The organism is Flavobacterium sp., assembly GCF_035456225.1.
Classification (GTDB): Bacteria; Bacteroidota; Bacteroidia; order Flavobacteriales; family Flavobacteriaceae; genus Flavobacterium.
Genome location: NZ_DATIDM010000161.1, coordinates 1 through 21889, shown reverse-complemented (window position 1 = coordinate 21889; position 21889 = coordinate 1). Strand labels below are relative to the sequence as shown.

The 21889-nt window shown below is 38.0% G+C and carries 14 protein-coding genes; 9 read left to right on the top strand and 5 right to left on the bottom strand.

Annotated elements, in window-relative coordinates; genetic code table 11:
• Positions 1-173 precede the first annotated feature (173 nt).
• Positions 174-5486, bottom strand: coding sequence for a GEVED domain-containing protein (locus VLB74_RS09485; RefSeq protein WP_325203216.1), 5313 nt, complete (start codon positions 5484-5486; stop codon positions 174-176).
• A 520-nt stretch (positions 5487-6006) separates the two neighbouring features.
• On the opposite strand from VLB74_RS09485, the gene VLB74_RS09480 reads away from it, so the two are divergent.
• The 4 genes from VLB74_RS09480 to hemL all read left to right on the top strand — a co-directional run bounded on the left by VLB74_RS09480 (position 6007) and on the right by hemL (position 10937).
• A complete protein-coding gene (locus VLB74_RS09480; RefSeq protein WP_325203215.1) occupies positions 6007-7815 on the top strand; it encodes a T9SS type A sorting domain-containing protein in 1809 nt (602 codons plus the stop codon).
• A gap of 79 nt (positions 7816-7894) precedes the next feature.
• Positions 7895-8800, top strand: a complete 906-nt coding sequence (locus VLB74_RS09475) for a 1-aminocyclopropane-1-carboxylate deaminase/D-cysteine desulfhydrase (protein WP_325203214.1) — start codon at positions 7895-7897, stop codon at positions 8798-8800.
• Positions 8797-9651 carry a glucosaminidase domain-containing protein gene (locus VLB74_RS09470; RefSeq protein WP_325203213.1) on the top strand — a complete coding sequence of 285 codons (855 nt, stop codon included), beginning with the start codon at positions 8797-8799 and terminating at the stop codon, positions 9649-9651. Before VLB74_RS09475 ends, VLB74_RS09470 begins: the two co-directional genes overlap by 4 nt.
• Positions 9651-10937 carry a glutamate-1-semialdehyde 2,1-aminomutase gene (hemL, locus tag VLB74_RS09465; protein ID WP_325203212.1) on the top strand — a complete coding sequence of 429 codons (1287 nt, stop codon included), beginning with the start codon at positions 9651-9653 and terminating at the stop codon, positions 10935-10937. The genes VLB74_RS09470 and hemL overlap by 1 nt, the downstream gene beginning before the upstream one ends.
• A gap of 49 nt (positions 10938-10986) precedes the next feature.
• Here hemL and VLB74_RS09460 read toward each other — a convergent pair whose 3' ends face one another.
• The 3 genes from VLB74_RS09460 to lysS form a co-directional block, all read right to left on the bottom strand.
• A complete protein-coding gene (locus VLB74_RS09460; protein WP_325203211.1) occupies positions 10987-11352 on the bottom strand; it encodes a hypothetical protein in 366 nt (121 codons plus the stop codon).
• Positions 11353-11437: 85 nt separating this feature from the next.
• Positions 11438-11863, bottom strand: a complete 426-nt coding sequence (locus VLB74_RS09455; RefSeq protein ID WP_325203210.1) for a hypothetical protein — start codon at positions 11861-11863, stop codon at positions 11438-11440.
• 115 nt (positions 11864-11978) lie between these two features.
• On the bottom strand, positions 11979-13682 hold the full coding sequence (gene lysS, locus VLB74_RS09450) for a lysine--tRNA ligase (RefSeq protein ID WP_325203209.1): 1704 nt from the start codon (positions 13680-13682) through the stop codon (positions 11979-11981).
• 258 nt (positions 13683-13940) lie between these two features.
• Here lysS and VLB74_RS09445 point away from each other — a divergent pair, with 258 nt between their 5' ends.
• Together VLB74_RS09445 and lipB are read left to right on the top strand one after the other, a co-directional pair.
• Positions 13941-14744, top strand: a complete 804-nt coding sequence (locus VLB74_RS09445; protein WP_325203208.1) for a hypothetical protein — start codon at positions 13941-13943, stop codon at positions 14742-14744.
• A gap of 2 nt (positions 14745-14746) precedes the next feature.
• The gene (gene lipB, locus VLB74_RS09440) at positions 14747-15448 is read left to right on the top strand and encodes a lipoyl(octanoyl) transferase LipB (protein ID WP_325203207.1); all 702 of its coding nucleotides are present in this window, start codon (positions 14747-14749) and stop codon (positions 15446-15448) included.
• A gap of 108 nt (positions 15449-15556) precedes the next feature.
• Here the strand turns inward: lipB and VLB74_RS09435 are convergent, their stop codons facing one another.
• Positions 15557-16156, bottom strand: a complete 600-nt coding sequence (locus tag VLB74_RS09435) for a ribonuclease HII (protein WP_325203206.1) — start codon at positions 16154-16156, stop codon at positions 15557-15559.
• A gap of 200 nt (positions 16157-16356) precedes the next feature.
• Between VLB74_RS09435 and VLB74_RS09430 the strand changes: the two genes are divergently transcribed.
• From VLB74_RS09430 to VLB74_RS09420, 3 genes are read left to right on the top strand one after another with little or no spacing between them, the layout of a single operon-like run.
• A complete protein-coding gene (locus VLB74_RS09430) occupies positions 16357-19452 on the top strand; it encodes a SusC/RagA family TonB-linked outer membrane protein (RefSeq protein WP_325203205.1) in 3096 nt (1031 codons plus the stop codon).
• A gap of 10 nt (positions 19453-19462) precedes the next feature.
• Complete coding sequence (locus VLB74_RS09425) at positions 19463-21001, top strand: SusD/RagB family nutrient-binding outer membrane lipoprotein (protein WP_325203204.1); 1539 nt, start codon at positions 19463-19465, stop codon at positions 20999-21001.
• 21 nt (positions 21002-21022) lie between these two features.
• Positions 21023-21868, top strand: coding sequence for a hypothetical protein (locus VLB74_RS09420; RefSeq protein WP_325203203.1), 846 nt, complete (start codon positions 21023-21025; stop codon positions 21866-21868).
• Positions 21869-21889: the final 21 nt, after the last annotated feature.

The following is a 21889-nucleotide window of genomic DNA, read 5'->3' as shown; positions in this document are numbered from 1 at the left end:
AGACTCTTGGGTTGGTGAAGAATGTGTTTTTTGCAGTTAAATTAGCTATCGTTTCAAAGTTTTCTCTTTCAAAATAAATTCAAAAAAATAAGATGTTTGTGTAAAAATTCTATCGTTGCTAATTAAAAAAGGCTGTCTTTTTGAGACAGCCTTTTTTTGTTTTCGGAGGATCCTTAGAAAACTATTTTCTTGCTAACTATGGAACCATTTGCCAATTCAACTTTTACAATTAATGTTTTGGTTGAAGGGGTTAGGTTTTTAATTTCAAAATCGTTGCTGTCTACTTTTTTGTAATTGCCCAACGTTCTGCCTAACACATCAAAAACGGTAACTTCTTTAATTGTTTCCAATGTCGATTTGATATTGATTCTGCCATTGTTGTACACATATAGCGAATTTTCAATTAGACTTACTTCATCATTGCTCAATGTGTTTTCGGTGTATCGCAATACAAATCGGTTGTCAAAAGTTCCCTGATTAGAGGTGAAACTGTATGGACTGTTCTTTAAATTGTGAATTATATTTAAAGTTAAGTCTTCAAGATAGATGTCTTGGTTGTTGAATTCCTGATCAAGGTGGTCAATACCAATTGTGTAATTATCTTGAACTGTTGCTTTGAAACCTAATGGCACGACATCTTCCTGAACAAACGGATAAGGACGTCCCTGAATCGTTAATTTTTTGTCTTCCGCTAATGAGTAGAACTTAACGGAATTTCCGGCTAATGATTCACCGTCCAAACCACTGTCCCAACCAAGTGTTGCGCCTTCAGCATAACCAACTAATATTTGGCTGAATCCTCCATTGTTATTTGACAGGTTTAACCAAAATCTTTGTGAAATCGATCCGTTAGGTGTTGTCGATTGCTCCGAAGGAGTTGTTCTGAAGAAATTATTATTATTGTTGGTAACACGCATATTGTTTTTAAAAGTAGCGTTAGCTGTACTTCCGTTTGCACTTGCAAGAGCTGGTCTGATAAAGAATGATTGTCCTGCAGCAATATATCTTATTGGAGCTAATCCTCCACTAGGAGCAGTATTGGTTGAGCCTAAAGAATTGACAGTCGCATAATCATTTACGGTATAATTCAAGACATAGTTGCCATAGAACGGATCTGGAGCCGCCGCAGTAGGAGGTGTGTTGTGCGTCCAAAGGTAAACTGTTCCGTCAACTACAGGCGTATTTACCGGATTGGTTAAGAAAGATACAATGTCAATTGCCGAAGGATATGGGTTTCCGATTAAATTCCATTCGTCATCGGCATCTGTTACGACAGTTGAACCGCCACTTGGAATTGTGCTTCCGAGGTTTGCATTAGTTCCTTTGGAAATCGGTACGCTAATATCTCCGTTATTTGGAGTTCCTATGAAATTCACTGTTTGAATTTGTTTCGGACCGCTAGTTGGGAACGAAATAGGGGCTCTTGCGATGTATCCTCTGGTTGGGCTCATTACAGTTGAAGCACTCTGGTTGGTCCAAATTCCGTTTCCGCCTCCCTGGGTTGTGGTGTAGTTGAAAATGTAACCTGTCTCAGTTGTCAGATTGCCCAAAGTGAAATTTGAGGCAGCTGTAACAGGTGAATTCCAGTATGTGTAATCTAAAAGATACATTGGCTGTGTGAATCTTTCCATGTTCATGTTTCCAGAGTTGGCAACATTGTTTATTTGTAGCAAACTACCACTGTTTTTTATGTTAAAGATACCTCCTTCATTATTTACCCAATCGGTAATTGTTAAGTTGTTGGCCGATTGTAATTCAAGATTTCCTGTGTTTTTAATGGTAAGGTTTTTACCGTACGCATTATAACCACTTCCTGAAATAATGGCATTAGTAGGAATGATAACGCAATTGTCCGATGTTGGAACACCTACTGGAGACCAGTTGTTAGGGTCATTCCAATCAGTTGAAATAGTTCCTTTCCATACTTTAGATTGGTTGGTTACGTTGATTACCGCACTTGTGGTACATCCGTTGGCCAAGTTTGCATTAGCAGTAAATGAATAGCTGACTGCTTCCAATTGTGCTAAAGTTGGTTTGATGTAAACCGTTGAAGCAGGTGTTCCTGAAACATATGGAATCGTACATGCAGCATTTGTGTATGCATCGACAGGTAAGGCACTTGTCCAAGTGAAATTTGGTACTATTGCACGGTCTCCATATAGTTCAACATCATCAACTGCCACTCCGTCAGGTAACCAACCGCTTCCAGAAGCTTCAGATTGGTGTCTGATTCGGATCTTTAAATTTGTTTGATTTAAAAGCGCTGCAGGCAAGGAGTAGGATAAGGTTACGAAACGTGAACCTATACCGGTATCGGATGTAAATGTTTGTAATACAGTTGGATATGTAGCACCACCATTAGTAGAAACTTCTATGGTAAATTGTTCATTAGCAGGGTTAACACCGTCATCATAATATCTTGAATAATAGACTTTTAATTTCAATGTTAAATTTAAAAAACCAGTTGTGTTAACTGAATTAGTTAGTGCTAAATAGTTAACAACTGTAGCCGATGGATAATTTGGAGCTTTTGAATCCGAAACCGCTAAGGCAAATTTGTTAGGGCCAAAACCTGATGAAATTGCAGGGAAGAATACGTTGGTGTTCGGAATATATACACTCGTTCTGTTTTGCCATTTAGTATTGGCATCGATAGTTCCTGAATTTGTGTCGTTGTTTAGAGTGCTAAACACACCCAATGTTCCTACTTCAAAATTTTCATTTATCAGATGAGCTTCTTCGGTAGTACCGCTTGCGGTTAGTGAAATGATAGAGTTTTCTCCGCAAATTTCAGGATTCAAAGTTGTAAAACTCAAAGTAGAAACTTTTTTAACAATCGCTTTTACCTCGGTTCTGGATACTGATTCACAACTTCCATTGTATGAAGTTACCCAATACGATGTTGTTGTAGAAATAGAAGGAGTTGTCCAACTTCCTGTTGCAGTTGTGGCTAAAAGAGAACCACCAAATTCACTGTCATACCATCTGTATTGAGTTGCCCCAACACCAGATGCTGTTAGTGTAGTTGTTCCGTCTCCGCAAGTTGTTCCATTATTTATGCTGGTTATTTTTGAAGTACAGTTTGGAATTACTGTAAATAAATAATCCTCAACTTCTCCGTAGTAAGTTGTAGTTCCAGATATTGTACCGAAATTTTCACATGGGTTGAAATCAAAACCGAAGTTTTCAGAAAAGGATGTTCGTCCGTTGTTTACTCTAATTCGGATTCTGTAATCACCAGGTGGAGTTGCGGCAGGTATGGCAAAACCAAAAGTTACGTTTTTACCCGCAAATCCTTGAATATTATATACTAATTCTCCGGCATCTGTAAAATCGCCGTCTTTGTTCCAGTCTACCCATGCCTTCCATGTTCCACGTACCAGAACAGTTCCGTCACTGGTGGCTACAATGTTTACTCCTTCTCCTTGAGCTTGTATCGCTTTGTTCGGAAGGATGGTAAAATCTTGGAAGCCAATTGGAGCAACAGTGTTGTAGGTAGAGTTGTTTATGCCTGGGTCGCTTAATGTACCAATAATATTAATTTGGGAAATATAAAGACTGCTCCCTCCACTTGTAGTAGTAGGGGTGCAGTAATCCGCTCCCAATGTTGTTATGGTTCCTGTTAAAGGAGATGTTCCTAAATATAAAGGTCCTCCTGTACAGGCAGAGTTGTATGAATATACATATACATAGTATGTTGTAAATGGCGTTAAACCGGTGGCAGTGAATGATGTGTTGTTATCAATGTCTGCTACTGTTGCGCCACTTATTGTACCGCCAATTGTGTATGAAGTTCCATTTACAGGACCTGGTGAAGGTGCTGTAGCAGATGTAGAGATTAAAACAAGGTAATTGTCAGCCGCCGGGCTTGAAGCAGTGAATGATCCTGAAACGGTAGACCCGGTAGGTGTTAAGTTTAATGTAGTTGGTTGTGTTGTGGGAGTTGTACAAGGGGCAGGTGTAACCAAGGTTATGGTATAGTCTTCCGTTTCTCCATAAGTTCCTGCCATTGCGCAGCTCATAGCTGACGTTACGGTTACAATATATGCATAACGTATTCTCATTCTCGTGTTGCCCGTGCCAGCTCCTGCCGGAATAGGTATTGATATCGTTGTTGTAGTACTTGGTGTTATTGCGTTACCGATCAGGAAGAATTCTCCAGCATCGGTGAATACGCCATTTTGGTTGAAATCTATCCAGACTCCAGCACCATGTGTTCCTGTTCCTGCGCCAACCGATAGATTTAAATTATATGATGATCCTTTTAAAACTGATGTTGTTTGTGCACCAGTCGCTGGGTAAATCGTATAACCGCCAGATCCACAGGTTGTTGAATTGTTCAGTGTGTTGAAGGTGACATTTGAGATATAGTCATTCGCTGCACAGTTTAAATTTCCTGTGGGCGTACAATAAGAAAGACAGCCTGGTCCAGTTGGAGAGGTGATTACCACATCATCAGATGTTGTTCCGCAACGTCCATTATCTATAGTCCAACGTAAAGTTACTGATGTACCTGGTGTTAATCCTGTAATACCAGAAGTTGGTGAGTTTGGTGTAGTAACTGTTGCTGTCCCTGAAACAACAGACCATAAACCTGTAGTGTTTGACGGAACTGCGCTTCCTGCCAAAGTTGCTGTGGTGGAACATGCGGCCAGTGTTTGATCTATGCCTGCATTTACGGTTAGTGTAGGACAGACAAAAGTTATAACCATGTATCCGTTTGCACCTGCGATTCCATTGAACACTCTAGTTGAACCTCCTGATCCACCGCCGTAATTTGCCCCGGCTGTACCTCCACCACTAGTTGAGGTTGTACCTGCTCCGCCTGCTCCAGCGTTTCCGCCGCCACTTGCTCCTCCGGCTGTAATGCTACCATTACCACCATTGCCAGTAGAGCCGGCGCAACCGCCGCCTCCGCCAGATCCAGTTGTGTTACCTGTTCCGCCGGTACCGCCATTATTTGTCGTTATGCCTGAGCCGCCTCCTGAAACGCTTCCCGAACCACCATTCCCTCCGTTGGATCCGTTGGCAAAGCTTTTGCCTCCCAAACCACCTGTAGCGGTTATGGTTACTCCATCAAAAACAGCTGTGGTGGAAGTTCCGTTTTGTCCATCTTGGACGGTTGTGCCAGCAGCGCCTCCAGTACCTATGTTAATTGAATAAGTTACTCCCGGTGTTACGTTGATTGTGGCTTTGGCAAAACCTCCGCCTCCGCCTCCTCCGGAACCATTTCTGTTGGTAGTTTCGCTGCCTCTACCGCTACCGCCTCCGGCTCCATACGCTTCTACAGTAATGGAGGTTACGCCATTCGGGCAAACCCAGGTCCCTGAAGTTGTAAATGTTGAAGGGGATTGGGCAAAAGATTGCTGGCTGGAAAATAAAAACACTAAAACAAGAATAAAAACTTGTATTAATGGATTATTAAAGAATTTTTTAAAGTTTTGGATTTTCGATAGAAAATTTGATTGGTAGTAATTTTTCTTCATAACATTTGGGTTATCATAACATAATTGTAAATATAGTGTTAAAGTATATATGTTAAATATTGTTTAGGGTTGCGTTAATTTTGTTAAAAATTTCATTTAGTTATTTTTTAATATTCAGGAATAACGTAAAACGGCTATTAGCTTGTTATTTAGTGCTGTGTATAGGAGCTATTTTTTTTTGCTATTTCTTTCAAAAATTAAAAATAATAACAAAAAAAATAAATTATAATATTTTTAAAACTTCAATTGTAAGATTTAAATGATTAAATATTTAATAATTGTAAGGTTTTTATTATTTTAATCCTGAATAAATTAACTCTTTGCATCATATATGTGTAAATTATTGGTTTACGCAATTGAATCAACGTTTGTTTTGGTAGGTTTTTTCCTATTTTATGTGTTTTTTATCGTTTTTTTAGATATTTTATCGATTTAAAGTTTTTTTTCTGAAAGTTTTGTCAGAATAAGTTATATTTGTGAATTGTATAGTTTAATTAAGTACCCAAATACCTAAAAGTCTATGAAATCAAAATTACTCAAAGGATCATTGTTGCTTGCAGTGGCAATGTTCAATCAGTCAGAGCTTTTTGCTCAAATGTATGTTAGTCCTAACAGCTATGTGTTTGTAAACAATGAACAGTTGTTTGTTAGAGGTGATGTTGAGTTAAATTCAGCAACAAGTAATGTGTTTTTGAGAAATGAAGGGCAATTACTGCAAGGGACTACTGGCTCTGGTGCTAATAAAGGAGTCGGAGAACTTTCTGTATATCAGGAGGGAACGGCGGATGGTTTTGATTATAACTATTGGTGTTCACCTGTTGGAAACGTACTTTCGGCAACATCGGTTAACAATCCTTTCGGGATTGCTCAATTAAAAGATGTTTCGACTTTGATTAATTCGGTAAGCCCCGTAATAACTTCAGGATATAACGGATCAGCAACTCCGTTAACAATTTCCAATCAGTGGATATATAAGTTTATAACCTCCAATGCCTATTCTAATTGGGTTTATGTTGGTAGTGCAAATACTATTGATGCAGGTCAAGGGTTTACCATGAAAGGTACAGATGGTACAAGTGCTAACAATCCGGGGGCCAATCAGCGTTATGATTTCCGTGGAAAGCCTAATGATGGTAACATCGGTATAACTGTAGCTGCCGGCATGAGGACTTTAACAGGTAATCCGTATCCTTCCGCAATCAATCTTAATTTGTTTTTAAGAGATCCTGCCAATTTAGCAGTGATGAGAGGTGAGGCTTATTTTTGGGAACACAATGACGCTGTTAATTCTCATTATTTAATAGCTTATCAAGGTGGATATGGAACGTATGTGGCTAATAATGGTGATTTTGGACCGGGAAGCTATACTTCTGCAACATGGAATACGTACAATGGTGACGGAACTTTAAATACAAGTGGTGTTTCTACTGGCAGTACTTATAAAAGAATGTTCACGCCAATCGGACAAGGTTTTAAAATTGAAGGAACCGGAGCGGGTACTGTTCAGATGAAAAATTCTTATCGTGTTTTTGTGAAAGAAGGAGCAGCTAATAATTCCCAGTTTGAAAGAAATGGAGAATATGAAAGATGGCCGGAAATACAAAACGTGGCAGGAGTTGATTATACTCAATATTCTAATAGAGAATTACCTCAAATCAAAATTCATACTGTTTTGAACAATCAGTATACAAGAGAAGTTGCTTTAGCGTTTAACAGTCAGGCAACTGATGGTTTCGATTTAGGTATGGATGCGAAAATGCCGGAATACAATTTGCCTAACGATACTTATTTTCCTCTTGACGGAACTAATCAATATGTGATTTCTACAATGCCGTTCGGTATCGAAAAAAGAATTCCATTTGTTTTTAAAGCAGAAAGTCAGACTACATTCAAAGTCACTGTAGGGAATTTAATTAATTTTACAGAATCTGATAAAATCTATTTGCATGATAAAGTAACTGGTATTTATCATGATATTAAAAATAACTTCTTTGAAATTACATTGCCAGCCGGTTTAGTGAAAGACAGATTTGAAATTACTTTCAGAGACGATACATTATCGGCAGAGGAAAATTCATTGGCAGGAAGTTTGACAGTTTACCAAAACAATGGTGTTAAAAGTCTGACTGTTGCAAATCCTCAAATGATCGATTTGAAATCTTGTGCGATTTATGATATTGCAGGTAAACAAGTTTTGGCAAACAATAAATTAGGAACAAATACTGAATACTCATTCCCAACATCGAGTTTAAGTGATGGCGTGTATATTGTTAGGTTAAATACTAATGATAACAGAGAAATGGGTGTAAAAGTGTTGGTGAAAAATTAATACTTTCACAAATGAAAGAAGTAAAAGTGCAACTCAAAAGGTTGCACTTTTTTTGTTTATAATATAGTATCTTTGAGCAATGCAATCGTACAATCAACAGATTACTATTTTAGACACAAAAGGAGTTTTACTTTTTTTAAAGCGTGAAGATTTGCTTGATCCTGAAATTTCAGGCAATAAATTCCGTAAGCTAAAGTATAATCTTATTGAGGCTAAATCGAAAGGATGTAAAACGCTTCTGACTTTTGGTGGGGCATTTTCCAATCATATCGCAGCGGTTGCAGCTGCCGGTAAGAAGTATGGCTTTAATACGATAGGAGTTATTCGGGGTGAAGAACTGGCAGATAAAATAGCCGAAAATCCCACATTGTCGTTTGCAGGTCAAAATGGTATGGAGTTTGTCTTCGTTTCCCGGGAAGTTTTTCGTCAAAAAGAAACGCTAGAATTTATTGAAAAGCTAAAGTTGAAATATGGGGATTTTTACCTTTTGCCGGAAGGAGGAACCAATGATCTTGCAATAAAAGGTTGTGAAGAGATTTTGACAGATGAAGATTCCCAATTTACTCATGTTTGTTGCGCAGTAGGTACGGGAGGGACGTTGTCAGGAATAATCAATTCTTTGGGGGAAAATCAAAAAGCATTCGGATTCCCTTCATTAAAAGGAACGTTTTTATTCGATGATATTTGTAAATTTGCAAAAAATAATAATAACTGGGGATTAATCACAGAGTATCATTTTGGAGGATACGGAAAGGTGTCTGAAGAATTAATCCATTTTTTAAATGAATTCTATAGATTGTATGGAATTCCCTTGGATCCCATATATACAGGAAAAATGATGTTTGGGATTTTTGATTTAATAAAGAAGGGCTATTTTCCTGAAGGTTCCCGAATACTGGCTGTACATACCGGTGGTTTACAGGGATGTGAAGGAATGAATCTCCTTTTGGAAAAGAAACATTTGCCATTATTAAACTATATATGATATTGAGACGAATTTTTATTTTATTTCTTTTTGTAGCGTTTTATAGTTGTGGTTCGAGTTCTAAAGTTCGGACTACTACAACGACTCGCACTAATAAAACAAGAACTGCAACGGTTAAGAAGCCGGCAGTTAATGTTAATCAGGGTAGTAAATCAACTCAAGGTGAAAACAAATCTGAAGTACTGGAAGCAACTTCCAAAATTTCAGTAACACCGGAATTGGTAAGGGAGTATATTGAACAATATAAAGAAATAGCAAAAGAGAACATGCGCAAACATGGAATACCTGCGAGTATTACATTAGCGCAGGGTGTTTTGGAATCCGGTGCGGGAACAGGTGTTTTGGCTCGTAAAGCGAATAATCATTTCGGAATCAAATGTCATACAGGATGGACTGGTGAAAGTGTTCATCATGATGATGATGCAGCGCAGGAATGTTTTCGTAAATACGATCAGTCGGCTGAATCTTATCGTGATCATTCTTTGTTTCTGACTACCCGAAGCCGTTACGCTAATTTGTTCAGACTCGATAAAGGTGATTATGTGGAATGGGCAAAAGGATTGCGGGCTGCAGGTTATGCTACAGATGTAAAATATCCTGAAAAGCTCATAGGTTTGATTGAACGTTACGAACTGTATAAAGTCGATGAAGAAGTTCTGGGTTCAGGATATACACCGGTTGCAAGAACACCGGAAATAAAATTGGATGATAAATCATATAGAGTTTCGCAAGGAGATACGTTATATTCGATTTCGAAGAAATTTAATATTACCGTTGATGAGCTAATGAATATGAATAAGCTTTCGGATAATGCGTTATCCATAGGTCAAATACTTAAAATAAAATCATAATGTTATATCAGAGAAGCAGTCAGTTATTTGTTGAAGCTGCAAGAGTAATTCCTGGCGGTGTTAATTCTCCTGTAAGGGCTTTTAAAGCTGTAGGAGGGACGCCGATTTTTGTAAAAGAAGCCAAAGGCGCTTATTTGTATGATGAAGACGGAAACCGCTTGATTGATTATATTAATTCATGGGGGCCAATGCTTTTAGGGCATGCTTTTGAGCCGGTTGTAAGTGCCGTTATTGAAAAAGCAAAAAAAGGAACATCGTTTGGGATGCCAACCGCTTTGGAAACTGAAATTGCAACGCTTGCAGTTTCGATGGTTCCGAATATTGATAAAATACGTTTTGTGAATTCTGGTACCGAAGCTTGTATGAGTGCTATTCGATTGGCTCGTGGATTTACTAAAAGAGATAAGATTGTTAAGTTTTCCGGATGCTACCACGGTCACTCCGATTCGTTTTTGATACAGGCTGGAAGCGGAGCCATAACTTTTGGTTCGCCTAACAGTCCAGGAGTAACAGCCGGAACAGCTAAAGATACGCTTTTGGCTCGTTATAATGATCTTGAGAATGTAAAGCAATTGTTTGAAGCTAATAAAAATGAAATTGCGGCGATTATAATTGAACCGGTTGCCGGTAATATGGGGTGTATTCCGCCGAAAAACGGATTTTTAGAAGGTTTACGCCAGCTTTGCAGTGAAAATGGTACGTTGCTTATTTTTGATGAAGTCATGACTGGATTTCGCCTGGCTAAAGGTGGAGCACAGGAACTGTTTGGGATAGCGGCTGATATTGTTTGCTTCGGAAAAGTAATAGGTGGCGGTTTGCCTGTAGGTGCGTTTGCGGCCCGTAATGAAATTATGGATTATTTGGCACCTGTAGGACCGGTTTATCAGGCAGGGACATTGTCCGGAAATCCATTGGCAATGGCGGCCGGTTTAGCAATGCTTCAGGAAATTAATTCTGATGCAGCATTGTTTCAGCGTTTAGAGGAAAAAACGGCTTATTTGGAAAGAGGAATCGCTAAAGTTTTAACGGATAATAATATTGTGTTTACGATAAATCGTGTCGGCTCAATGATTTCGGTACACTTTGATGCAGATCCGGTTTGTGATTTTCAAACAGCAGGGAAAGGTGATAATGAAACATTTAAAAAGTTTTTCCACGGATTGTTAAGTGAAGGAATTTATATAGCGCCTTCTGCCTACGAAACATGGTTTATTACTGATGCACTAACCTATGAAGATTTGGATTTTACCATCAATGCGGTAAATAAAGTCGCAAAAGAATTATAAAAAAAAGCCACCATTTTAATGGTGGTTTTTTTATGTTTTTGTTCAAGAATTATTTTTTCTTCTTAGCGGTTGTTGTTTCGGCAGGAACTTTTGCAATCAAATGTGAATAAAGATCGTTGCTTTTTTCTAAAGCAATTATTTGGTCGTTAGTTAAAGAAGCTCTTAATTTAGCATCCATCATTGAGGTGATTTCAAGTCTTCTTGCCGGTGTCATGTTAGGAGCGTCTAATTCCTGGTATTTTTTTATGAACAAATTGAATAAAGCCACTTGCATGTTGTTATCAGGCTGAACGACTTGCATCAATTGCTCAAGATCTTTCTTGGCTCTGACTTCGGGTCCAACAGGTTTGTCTTGAGCAGAAGCATTTATTGAAAAAGCCAAAAACAAAACGAAAAGGGTAATTAATTTTTTCATAATTTTTATTGAGGTTAATAGTTATATTTCCCAAAACTAAATAAAAATGTATGAAATCCAAAATTTAAGTGAAATAATTATCTGTTTAATGATTTTTGTGATATCTCGCCTGTTTTCTTTCCTGCATTTGTTCCAACCTGTCTTCTTTTAATTCTTCCCATTTTTCCATCTGTTTTTCAGAAAGTATTTTTTTCATTTCCGATTTGAAAGCTATTTTTTCATCCAGCATTTTGCTTTTCATGGCAAATAGTTCGTCGTTGGTTGGCTTTTTGCCGGATTCTTTCATTTCCTTATGTTTGGCTCTTGCTTCATCACGTTTTTTGTTTTGTTCGGTTAAAAGCTTTTTCATGTCTTTTTGTTGCTTATCATTCAGATCTAGCTCCAGTGTCATTTTTTTAACTTGTAATTCTGCTTTTTGTTCTGCTGTGAATTCTTCCCGGTGCATTTTTCTGTCTTGTGCAAAAGTTGCCAATGAAACCATCAGGACAACTGCAATAAATACGTTTTTCATCTCTTAAGTTTTTTAGTGTTACAGTTGTTGGACAATTTAAAGTGTAAAAGGTTTAACCGGAAAATAAAAAAGGAGCTCAAAATGAGCTCCTTATATATTCATGTTGTAAATACTGTTATTCTTTTAAGACAACAATTTTGCTGTCTCCATTTACACTTACGGAAGTTAATCCGTGTTGTGCTAACGTTTTCATGGCTTTATCCCATTTCTTACTGCTAAGTGATGCTTTAATCCTTAGTTCGGACAATTCCATGGTGTTTTGGTGCGTTTGAAGCAATTCCACAATCAGTTTTTCTTCAGCTTCCAACTCAATCTGGATTACTTTTTTCTCCGGACGCATTTGCGGGAAGAACAATACTTCCTGTATTGAAGCGTTGTTGGTCAGGAACATGATCAAACGGTCCATCCCGATTCCTAAACCTGATGTAGGTGGCATTCCGTACTCAAGGGCTCTTAAGAAATCTTCGTCAATAAATTGCCCGGCCTCGTCATCACCTCTTTCAGATAACGCCAATTGGGCTTCGAAACGTTCTCTTTGGTCAATCGGGTCGTTTAATTCTGAATATGCATTTGCGATTTCTTTTCCGCATACCATCAATTCGAAACGCTCTGTTAATTCCGGATTGTCACGGTGTGATTTACATAATGGCGACATTTCTTTCGGATAATCCGTGATGAAAGTCGGCTGAATAAAATTCCCTTCACATTTAGCTCCGAAAATCTCATCAATCAGTTTCCCTTTACCCATGGTTTCATCCACTTCGATTCCCATTCCTTTGGCAGCATCAAATAATTCCGCTTCCGATTTTCCGGAAATGTCAAACCCTGTAAATTGTTTGATGGCATCAGTCATGGTAACTCTCGCGTAAGGCGCTTTGAAACTTACTTTGTGTTCGCCAAAAGTAGCTTCAGTTGTTCCGTTCACATGTAATGCACAGTATTCCAAAAGGTTTTCGGTGAATTCCATCATCCAGTTGTAGTCTTTGTAAGCTACATAGATTTCCATCGCGGTAAATTCCGGATTGTGAGTCCTGTCCATTCCTTCGTTACGGAAGTTTTTCGAAAACTCATACACGCCTTCAAAACCACCCACGATTAATCTCTTTAAGTATAATTCGTTGGCAATTCTCATATACAATGGAATATCCAATGAATTATGGTGTGTGATAAATGGTCTTGCTGATGCTCCGCCTGGAATCGATTGTAATACTGGAGTTTCCACTTCCATATAACCGGCTCCGTTGAAGAATGTACGCATTGCTGTGAACAGTTTTGTTCGCTTCATGAATACTTCTTTTACCTGTGGGTTAACCACTAAATCCACATAACGCATGCGGTAACGTAATTCCGGATCGGTAAATGCGTCGAATACATTCCCTTCTTCGTCCATTTTCGGTAAAGGCAACGGACGCAGTGTTTTGCTTAAGAAGGTGAAATTAGAAACGCGGATACATTTTGCTCCTACTTGTGTGGTGAATAATTCACCTTCAATTCCGATAAAGTCACCTAAATCGGTCAGTTTTTTAAAGACAGTATTGTAAAGCGTTTTGTCATCGCCTTCGCAAATCACATCGCGGTTAAAATAGGCCTGAATTCGGCCTTCGCTGTCCTGAAGTTCTGCAAACGAGGCTTTCCCCTGGTCGCGAACACTCATTAAACGTCCGGCTACAACAACCTTCTTGCCCTCTTCAAAAGCGTCCTTTATCTGCTTCGATGTATGGTTTACGGGAAACAAATTTGCTGGATACGGATTGATGCCAAGTTCTCTCAACTTGCCCAATTTCTCTCTTCTGATGATTTCTTGTTCTGAAAGTTGCATAATTCTTCTTTATTTTAAGGGTGCAAAGATACTATTTAAGTTGCAAAGTTACAAAGTTACTAAATGGTTGATTTGTAAAGTTTTAATGGCGAAGCGGATTTAGAGGTGTTGTTTCCTGAATACTGCGGCTGCAACTATGGCTGTAACCGTGACTGTTTGCTTTTAAGAAGCGAATGACTTGGGCTTTTTTGTTTCCCGATAGCTATCGGGACAGGGTTATTTAGGAAACTATTTTGTACTTTTGGTGAAATTTGAAAAATGAAAAAAGGGACGCTGTTGCTGCTTTTGGTTTTTGCGTTTTCACTTACCAGTTGTGTAGTCATGGAAAGTGTCAATTTTAATGCAAATAACTCTGGAAAAATAAATTACCGATTTGATATGTCCAAAGTAATGTCCGTGCTTGGAAATGAAATGGGGGGTATGGGTTCGGTTACGAAAGGAAAGTCCAAAGATATTGATACGACTTTTACAATGGCTTCCGTCTATGAAGCAAAAAAAGACAGTATTGCCAAATTGTCGAAAGAACAGCAGGAGAAGATAAAAAAGATGGAAAAGTTTACCTGTCACATGGTGATGAATGAAAAAGACGGAACCTGTTTTTTTGATATGTATGCCGATTTTAAAAACATAACCGAGTTTCAGGAAATGATTTCTCCGGTCAATGCCATGTCTGATGTTAATTCGATTGGAAATAAACAAGTACAAGGTATGACGCCAAAAAACGATGGGGTTACGCATTATAGATTTGATGGAAAAAAGTTTAGCAAAAAAGTTACGGTAAAATCCAAAGAAGAAATCAAGAAGGATTATGCAAAAGGCCTTGAGAAGGAAGGTATGGGTAAGGAAGAGGCGGATGCAATGTCAAGTCAGATGGCGCAATCGATGGAAATGATTTATCAGGAGTCAGATTATATTGTGGAAGTGGGCTTTCCAAAAAAGGTAAAAAAAGTTTCGATACCCAATGCTAAAATCAGTGAAGATGGGAAAAAGGTATTGATCACTTATCCGATGAAAGAATACATGGAAAGTAAGAATTTGGATTTTGAAGTGGAATTAGAATAGTTATGGTTAAGAATAAGAAAGTACGGGTTGAAGATTTAGGCTTTAAAGATTATAAGGAGACTTGGGATTTTCAGGAAACTTTGTTTCAGGAAATTCTGGATATTAAAATAAAAAACAAAAGAGAAGAGTCTGAGCTGGTAACCCCGAATCATTTTTTATATGTGGCGCATCCCCATGTGTATACATTAGGTAAAAGCGGAGATTTTTCGAATTTACTTCTGAATGAAAAACAACTTGAAGAAAAGGGGGCGACTTTTTATAAAATTAATAGAGGTGGTGATATTACCTATCATGGTCCCGGACAAATTGTAGGATATCCAATTTTGGATTTGGAGAATTTCTTTACCGATATCCATAAATACCTTCGTTTGTTGGAAGAGGCGATAATTCAGACATTGGCTGAATATGGTCTGCAGTCGGAAAGAAGCGAAGGAGAAACCGGAGTTTGGTTGGGAGTTGGGACACCGTTTGCCAGAAAAATTTGTGCGATGGGTGTTCGTGCTTCTCGTTGGGTGACTATGCATGGTTTTGCACTGAATGTAAATGCTGATCTGGGCTATTTCGACAATATTATTCCTTGCGGTATAAAAGGTAAGGCGGTAACTTCAATGCATGTGGAACTTGGAAGGTCGGTTGACGAAAACGAGGTGAAGCGAAAAATAGTGAATCATTTTGCAATCCTGTTTGAAGCGGAAATGATTTAGTTGTGACCTAAAAAAAACAACGGCTGATTTTTGATTATATATATAGGTAGAATTTTTTCTTGTCTCTTGTCTCTTGTTTCTTGTCTCTTGTCTCGAGTCTCTCACTTTTTAAAATTCTAGTTTCAGTTGTTCCGGCAATAAACGAAATGATATTCGGTGGTATTTGGTTACACCGTATTTAAGGATGGCTTCCCTGTGCTCTGCAGTTGGGTAGCCTTTATTTTTTTTCCAATTGTACATCGGAAATTCTTCGTGGATTCTGTCCATGTATTCGTCCCGGTAAGTCTTTGCTAAAACTGACGCGGCAGCAATACTTAAATATTTACTGTCTCCTTTAACAATACAGCTGTGGGGGATGTCGTTGACTTGTTTGAAACGGTTGCCGTCAACAATTATATATTCAGGAGTTGTGTTTAAATTAATGATGCATTCCTGCATCGCTTTTATGGAAGCGTTTAGGATGTTGATTTTATCGATAATTTTTGGCTCGAGATGAACAACATGGAAAGCAATTGCTTCGTTTTCAATGATGGGTTTGAGTTTTTCCCTTGCTTTTTCAGAAAGTTGTTTGGAATCGTTAAGCAGTTCCGATGTAAATTCTTGCGGAAGAATAACCGCAGCTGCGGTAACCGGTCCCGCCAAGCAGCCTCTTCCTGCCTCGTCAGTTCCTGCTTCCAAAATAAAATCTGAAAAATTATTGAGTAACATCTTCTTGGTTTTTTGCAAAAATATAAAAATAGAGTCTGATTATTAAGATGTTTGTCTTTTAATGAAGAGTTTGTTGTTTATTTCATTTTTATTTAGTAAATTATTTAACACTGGTTAAATAGTATAATTCTGTAGTAATATTTGGTTATTTAAGAAATTATTAAGAAGTTTGCGAAATAACTAACTCAAATAAATTTAGTATGAGATCGAAGTTTAAATGGATTTTTGCGCTATTGCTGGCGTTTTCAATGCAGTTTTCCTTCGCACAGGAGAAAACTATTACTGGTACAGTAACCGAGGGTGGTTTACCGTTACCAGGTGTAAGCGTTGTTGTTAAAGGAACAACACGTGGAACACAAACTGACATGGATGGTAATTATACCATCAAGGCAAAAACAGGTGAGGTTTTGGTGTTTTCATTTATTGGAATGAAAGATTCAAGCCAAACTGTTGGAGCGTCAAACAAAATGGATGTTGGTATGGCTGCAGAGTCTACAACATTGGAGAATGTTGTTGTTACCGCTGTTGGTATTAAGAAAAGACAAGATCAGATCACGTCTTCTAACCAAGTGGTAAAAGCAAAAGAATTAACGCAGGCTGCTAACCCGAACGTTGTTCAGTCATTAGCAGGTAAAGTAACAGGTTTGCAAATTAACACTACAAATAATGGTGTAAATGCTACAACACGTATCGTATTACGTGGTAACCGTTCAATTTCTGGTAACAACCAGGCTTTAGTTGTTATTGATAATGTTGTTTCTACGGCTAGTATCCTACAGGCTATGGCTCCAGAGATGATTGAGTCTACTAACATTTTGAAAGGTGCTCAAGGTGCTGCTCTTTACGGAGACATGGGTGTGAATGGTGTAATCGTTGTTACTACTAAAAGAGGAGCGAAAAGCGGTAAGTTGAGCGTTGCTGTTAACTCGGCTATTGACTTTGAAGAGGTGTATTTCATTCCTCAAAGACAGGAGCGTTACGGACAAGGTTGGAATGGAGAACACGTTTCTTACGAAAATGGTGGTTGGGGTGCTGAAATGGATGGTGTAGTTAGACCGGTAGGTTTGGCTCAAGCAGATGGTTCTTATATCATGTCGCCATATAGCCCAATCAAAGACAATATTAAAAAATTCTTCGGAACTGGAACAATTCTTCAAACAGGTTTTGCAATCAGTGGTGGAGATCTTGACAATGGATATGTTGCACTTTCTGCTAACAGACAGAATACTGAATTCGTTGTTGATGGTGATGAGTTAAACAGAAACTCTTTCATTTTTAAAGGAGGTAAGAGATTAGGAAAATGGACAGTTGAAGGGAACGTAAACTATATTACTTCTAAAACTTCTCAAACGTCCCCTAATTTGTTTACGGACTTATTACAAACGGCTACCAATATTCCTGTTGAGCGTTTTGCGAACTCAGGTCAGGATGGTCACTGGACTTCTTACTACAACAACCCTTACTGGTTAAGAGATAATGTACGTAATGATAACAGATTTGACTATATCAGTGGTATCGCTACATTGAACTACGAGTTGAATAAAAACATTAGCTTTACATTTACTCCAAGTATCCAGGTTACGCAACAGAATGCAAGAAGCCATACTAATGCGTGGGTAGACTTGATTCAAGTTGGTGGTGGAGATCACAACGTAACTTCTTCTTTTGATTCAGAAAATAGAAACTCAAGAAAATACTACCATGACTTCTTGATTAACTTTGATTATGATTTGACTAAAGATCTTAATTTAAAAGCTAACCTTGGTAACAACTTACAAGATACTTACAATCAGTATACTAGTGTAGGTGGTGATAACTTAACTATTCCTGGTTTGTATAACATTTCAAACGTTACAGGTGAGGTTAGAAGAGAAAACGGATATAACAGACAAAGAAGATTCGGTTTCTTTGGAAACGTCGATTTAAGTTACAGAGAATTCCTGAACTTAAACTTAACTGGAAGAAATGACTGGAACTCGGCTTTACACGGAACTGAAACAGATAATTATTTCTATCCTTCAGTTGGGGTATCGTTCATTCCTACAAAAGCATTCGATGGTTTGAAAAACAACAAAGTGTTGAATTATGCTAAATTGTACGGTTCATGGGTGAAAGTAGGTAACTCTTCTAATATTCTTGTTAATGAGGTTAATGATCTTTATGTTTCTGACGCAGCTTCACCATATGCGGTAGGTTATCCGTTCGGAAGCTTGAACTCATTCACATACGACAGAGCTCCAGCTGATTTGAAAATTAAGCCTGAGTTTATGGAGACTTTAGAAGGAGGTTTGACTTTAGGTTTCTTTGATGATAGATTAACCTTTGATGGAGCTTACTACCAAACTAATACTACTGACTTGATTACAAACAGAAGTGTTTCTCGTGCTACAGGTTTTACTAATGTTAAAGGTAACGTAGGGGAAATGACAACTAAAGGTTATGAATTAGAGTTAGGTTTCATTCCTGTTAAAACAAAAGACCTTATCTGGGAGAATAGAGTAGGTTATTCTCACTCTAAATCTGTCGTAGATAAAGCAGCACCGGATGCTAAATCTGTTGCGTTGGTTAACTTCTCTGGAACTGGTGTAGGTATCTTTGCAGAAGAAGGTGAAGAATTCCCATTAATTAAAGGTATTGCATACCAAAGAGATGATCAAGGTAGAGTAATTATCGATCCTAGTTCAGGTAACCCAGTTCGTACAACTGAGTACGTGAAATTAGGTAAAGCTACTCCTGATTATATCATCAACTATAATACTGCGGTTGAATTCAAAGGAATTCGTTTAGCTGCTGTAATGGATTACAGAACTGGTCACCAATTCTGGGCTGGAAACAAAGACTGGTTATCTTGGTCAGGTCATTTAGTAGAATCTGCTGAGAATGGTCGTTCAGGATTCATTTTCCCTAACTCTTCTGTTGATACTGATGGAGATGGTGTTTATGAGGCTAATACAACTGTTGTAACCGGAGGTAATACATACACTTCTTACTTGAACTATTTCTCTAACGAGTATAGAGCTGTTCAAGAAAATATGGTGTTAGATGCTACTGCATTTAAAGTTAGAGAGTTATCATTAAGCTACTCTTTACCTTCAAAAATGATTGATAGAGCTGGTTTAACTTCTTTACGTTTTGGAGTTAATGCAAGAAACCCATTCATGGTTTTACCGAAAGAAAACAGAAATTACCATGATCCAGAGCAATCAAGATCATCTGGAAACGATCAAGGTTTAGCTGCTACAGGACAATATCCTACTACTAGAACTTTCGGTTTCAATGTTAATCTAACTTTTTAATTGAAAAGAAATGAAGAGAATTAAATTTATATTACCGTTAATAGCAGGTTTCATGCTATTTTCATGTAGTGATTATCTAGATGTGAATAATTCATCTGATAATCCTGATGCTAACTTGGTTACCCCTAACTTATCACTTGCTGCGGCTCAATCAGATTCTTACAGAACTTTGACACAGCGTATGAATGAATATGGTAACGTATTCATGAATAACTGGGGAGCTAACGTAAACTCTTTTACAGGAGGTTATGCTGAAGAATTCGGTATCACTTTAAGTAACAACTTCTATGATGATATCTGGGATGGTGTTTACAGAGGTACTGGTGAATTTTCGAGAATTATCAACCACCCTGCTGCGAACTATGAGAATCATAAAGCAATCGCTATGATTTGTAAAGCATTCTACATGCAGTACATGGTTGATTTATACGGAGATGTTCCTTACAGCCAAGCGCATTTAGGTTTAGCTAATTTATCACCAGCTTATGATGATGATAAAGAAATCTATAGAGATTTAGTAGTTCAGTTAGAGAACGCTGTTAATATGATTGATCACCCGACTTCTACTACTAAAGCGGTTGGAGCTGAAGACGTTATTTTAGGTGGAAATATGTTAGCATGGAAAAAATTTGCCAACACATTGAAACTTAGAATTTTGTTGAGACAATCAGAATTAACAGATGCTGATACTCAAACATATCTTGCTGGTGAGTTCGCTGAATTAGCTGGTGCTGCTTTTGTTGATCAGGACGTTACTATCAACCCTGGTTATTCTAACGGAAGTGACAGCAGACAAAATCCTTTTTATACTTTAATGTATGACTTAAAAGAAGTAAATGATCCAACCAGAGCTGAAAGAACTGCTTTCCGTTTCAGAAGAGCTTCTGCATATATTGCAAATCAGTTAAATGTTAGCCCGGTAGATCCTAGAAGAGGAAGATTATTTTCTCTAATCGGTGGAGAAGTGGTTGGTGTTGAACAAGGCGCTGATAACGATACTGCTCCAGATAACATTTCTTCTTTAGGAACAGGTTTGGTTATCAGTTCTGAGCAAGACGGTTACATGATGTTATTGGCAGAAAGTTTGTTGTTACAAGCTGAAGCAGTTCACAAAGGTTATTTAGCTGTAGGAGATCCTCAAACATTGTTTGATAATGCAATCGTAGCATCGATGTTTCAATTAGGAGCTCCAGTTGGGGATATTCAGAATTATATTGATTCAGTTAACCTTATTGTGGGTAAAGGATATGGCGCTCTTGGAGCTACTCCTGAACAACAATTGGAGGCAATATTCTATCAGAAAAGTATCGCTTTGAATGGTATCAACGGAGCTGAAATTTTTATCGAGTACACAAGAGCTCGTAAAAACGGAATGCCTCTAATCGATGCAAACATCGATATGCCAATTCCTGGGGTAACCCCTGACGGAAACCACAAACCGCGCAGATTGATGTATCCGGTTTCTGAAATTTCAAATAATACAGCCAATGTGCCTGCGCAAACAGTTACAGACTGTTATACTTCTGGACCATTCTGGTTCGCACAATAAATAACATAAAAATTATAAGTTATGAAAAAGTTAATGTCTTTATTAATCTTAGCAGCTGCTACAGTTGCTTGTACTGATGATGATATCAGAACTGAGCAGGACTTTTCAAATGGTCCCAAAGTTGTAGGTTTTGCTAGTTCTTTCGAGTCTGTTGCTTATTTCGAAGATTTGGGTGCTGTGGAAAGAACTTTCCCGGTAACTATGATCGGAACAGGTAATGGACAAAATTCGGCAACTCCAATTAATGTACATTATGAAATCGATCCTGCTTCTACAGCTACTGAAGGAGTTGAATTTGATTTTGTTGACCAGTCTGGTATTGTTACAATTCAGCCTAATGCTACGTTTGGTAATTTCCCATTGTTGGTAAACACAGGACAGTTAAATCCTGATACACCAACAGAATTGATTTTGAACCTTGTTTCAGCTGACGGTGCTGTTGTTGGTAGCCAGTATCACAGATTGAGAATTGTTTTTGTTGGTTGTCAGTCACAGATAGCTGATCAGGACGGAGAAAATTATATGACAAGATGTACTCGTAATGATGGTTTTGTTAGAAACTTCCCGGCTCCGGAACCTATTTACATGGTTGATGTGAACACTTTCAAAACAACTACTACAGCTACTTATTTACCTGGTTCATTACCTGTTCCTGATCAAGGTTATAACTTTATCGATATCTGTGGTGATATCACTGTTCCTCATCAGAATTTAGCTCAAGGCTCATACGGTAATGAAGTATATGGCTTGACTGATGATGGTACAGATGGTTACTTTATTGATGCAAATACTTTCGAAATCATTTATGAAGTAACATTCGCTGCAGGTAACAGACAATATACAAGCAGATACACAAGAATCAATTAAAAAAAATGACAATGAGAAAAT

Bases quoted from the DNA above. Each gene is read 5' to 3' on its own strand.
- VLB74_RS09485 (WP_325203216.1), bottom strand. From the start codon at position 5,486: ATGAAGAAAAATTACTACCAATCAAATTTTCTATCGAAAATCCAAAAC.
- VLB74_RS09480 (WP_325203215.1), top strand. From the start codon at position 6,007: ATGAAATCAAAATTACTCAAAGGATCATTGTTGCTTGCAGTGGCAATG.
- VLB74_RS09475 (WP_325203214.1), top strand. From the start codon at position 7,895: ATGCAATCGTACAATCAACAGATTACTATTTTAGACACAAAAGGAGTT.
- VLB74_RS09470 (WP_325203213.1), top strand. From the start codon at position 8,797: ATGATATTGAGACGAATTTTTATTTTATTTCTTTTTGTAGCGTTTTAT.
- hemL (WP_325203212.1), top strand. From the start codon at position 9,651: ATGTTATATCAGAGAAGCAGTCAGTTATTTGTTGAAGCTGCAAGAGTA.
- VLB74_RS09460 (WP_325203211.1), bottom strand. From the start codon at position 11,352: ATGAAAAAATTAATTACCCTTTTCGTTTTGTTTTTGGCTTTTTCAATA.
- VLB74_RS09455 (WP_325203210.1), bottom strand. From the start codon at position 11,863: ATGAAAAACGTATTTATTGCAGTTGTCCTGATGGTTTCATTGGCAACT.
- lysS (WP_325203209.1), bottom strand. From the start codon at position 13,682: ATGCAACTTTCAGAACAAGAAATCATCAGAAGAGAGAAATTGGGCAAG.
- VLB74_RS09445 (WP_325203208.1), top strand. From the start codon at position 13,941: ATGAAAAAAGGGACGCTGTTGCTGCTTTTGGTTTTTGCGTTTTCACTT.
- lipB (WP_325203207.1), top strand. From the start codon at position 14,747: ATGGTTAAGAATAAGAAAGTACGGGTTGAAGATTTAGGCTTTAAAGAT.
- VLB74_RS09435 (WP_325203206.1), bottom strand. From the start codon at position 16,156: ATGTTACTCAATAATTTTTCAGATTTTATTTTGGAAGCAGGAACTGAC.
- VLB74_RS09430 (WP_325203205.1), top strand. From the start codon at position 16,357: ATGAGATCGAAGTTTAAATGGATTTTTGCGCTATTGCTGGCGTTTTCA.
- VLB74_RS09425 (WP_325203204.1), top strand. From the start codon at position 19,463: ATGAAGAGAATTAAATTTATATTACCGTTAATAGCAGGTTTCATGCTA.
- VLB74_RS09420 (WP_325203203.1), top strand. From the start codon at position 21,023: ATGAAAAAGTTAATGTCTTTATTAATCTTAGCAGCTGCTACAGTTGCT.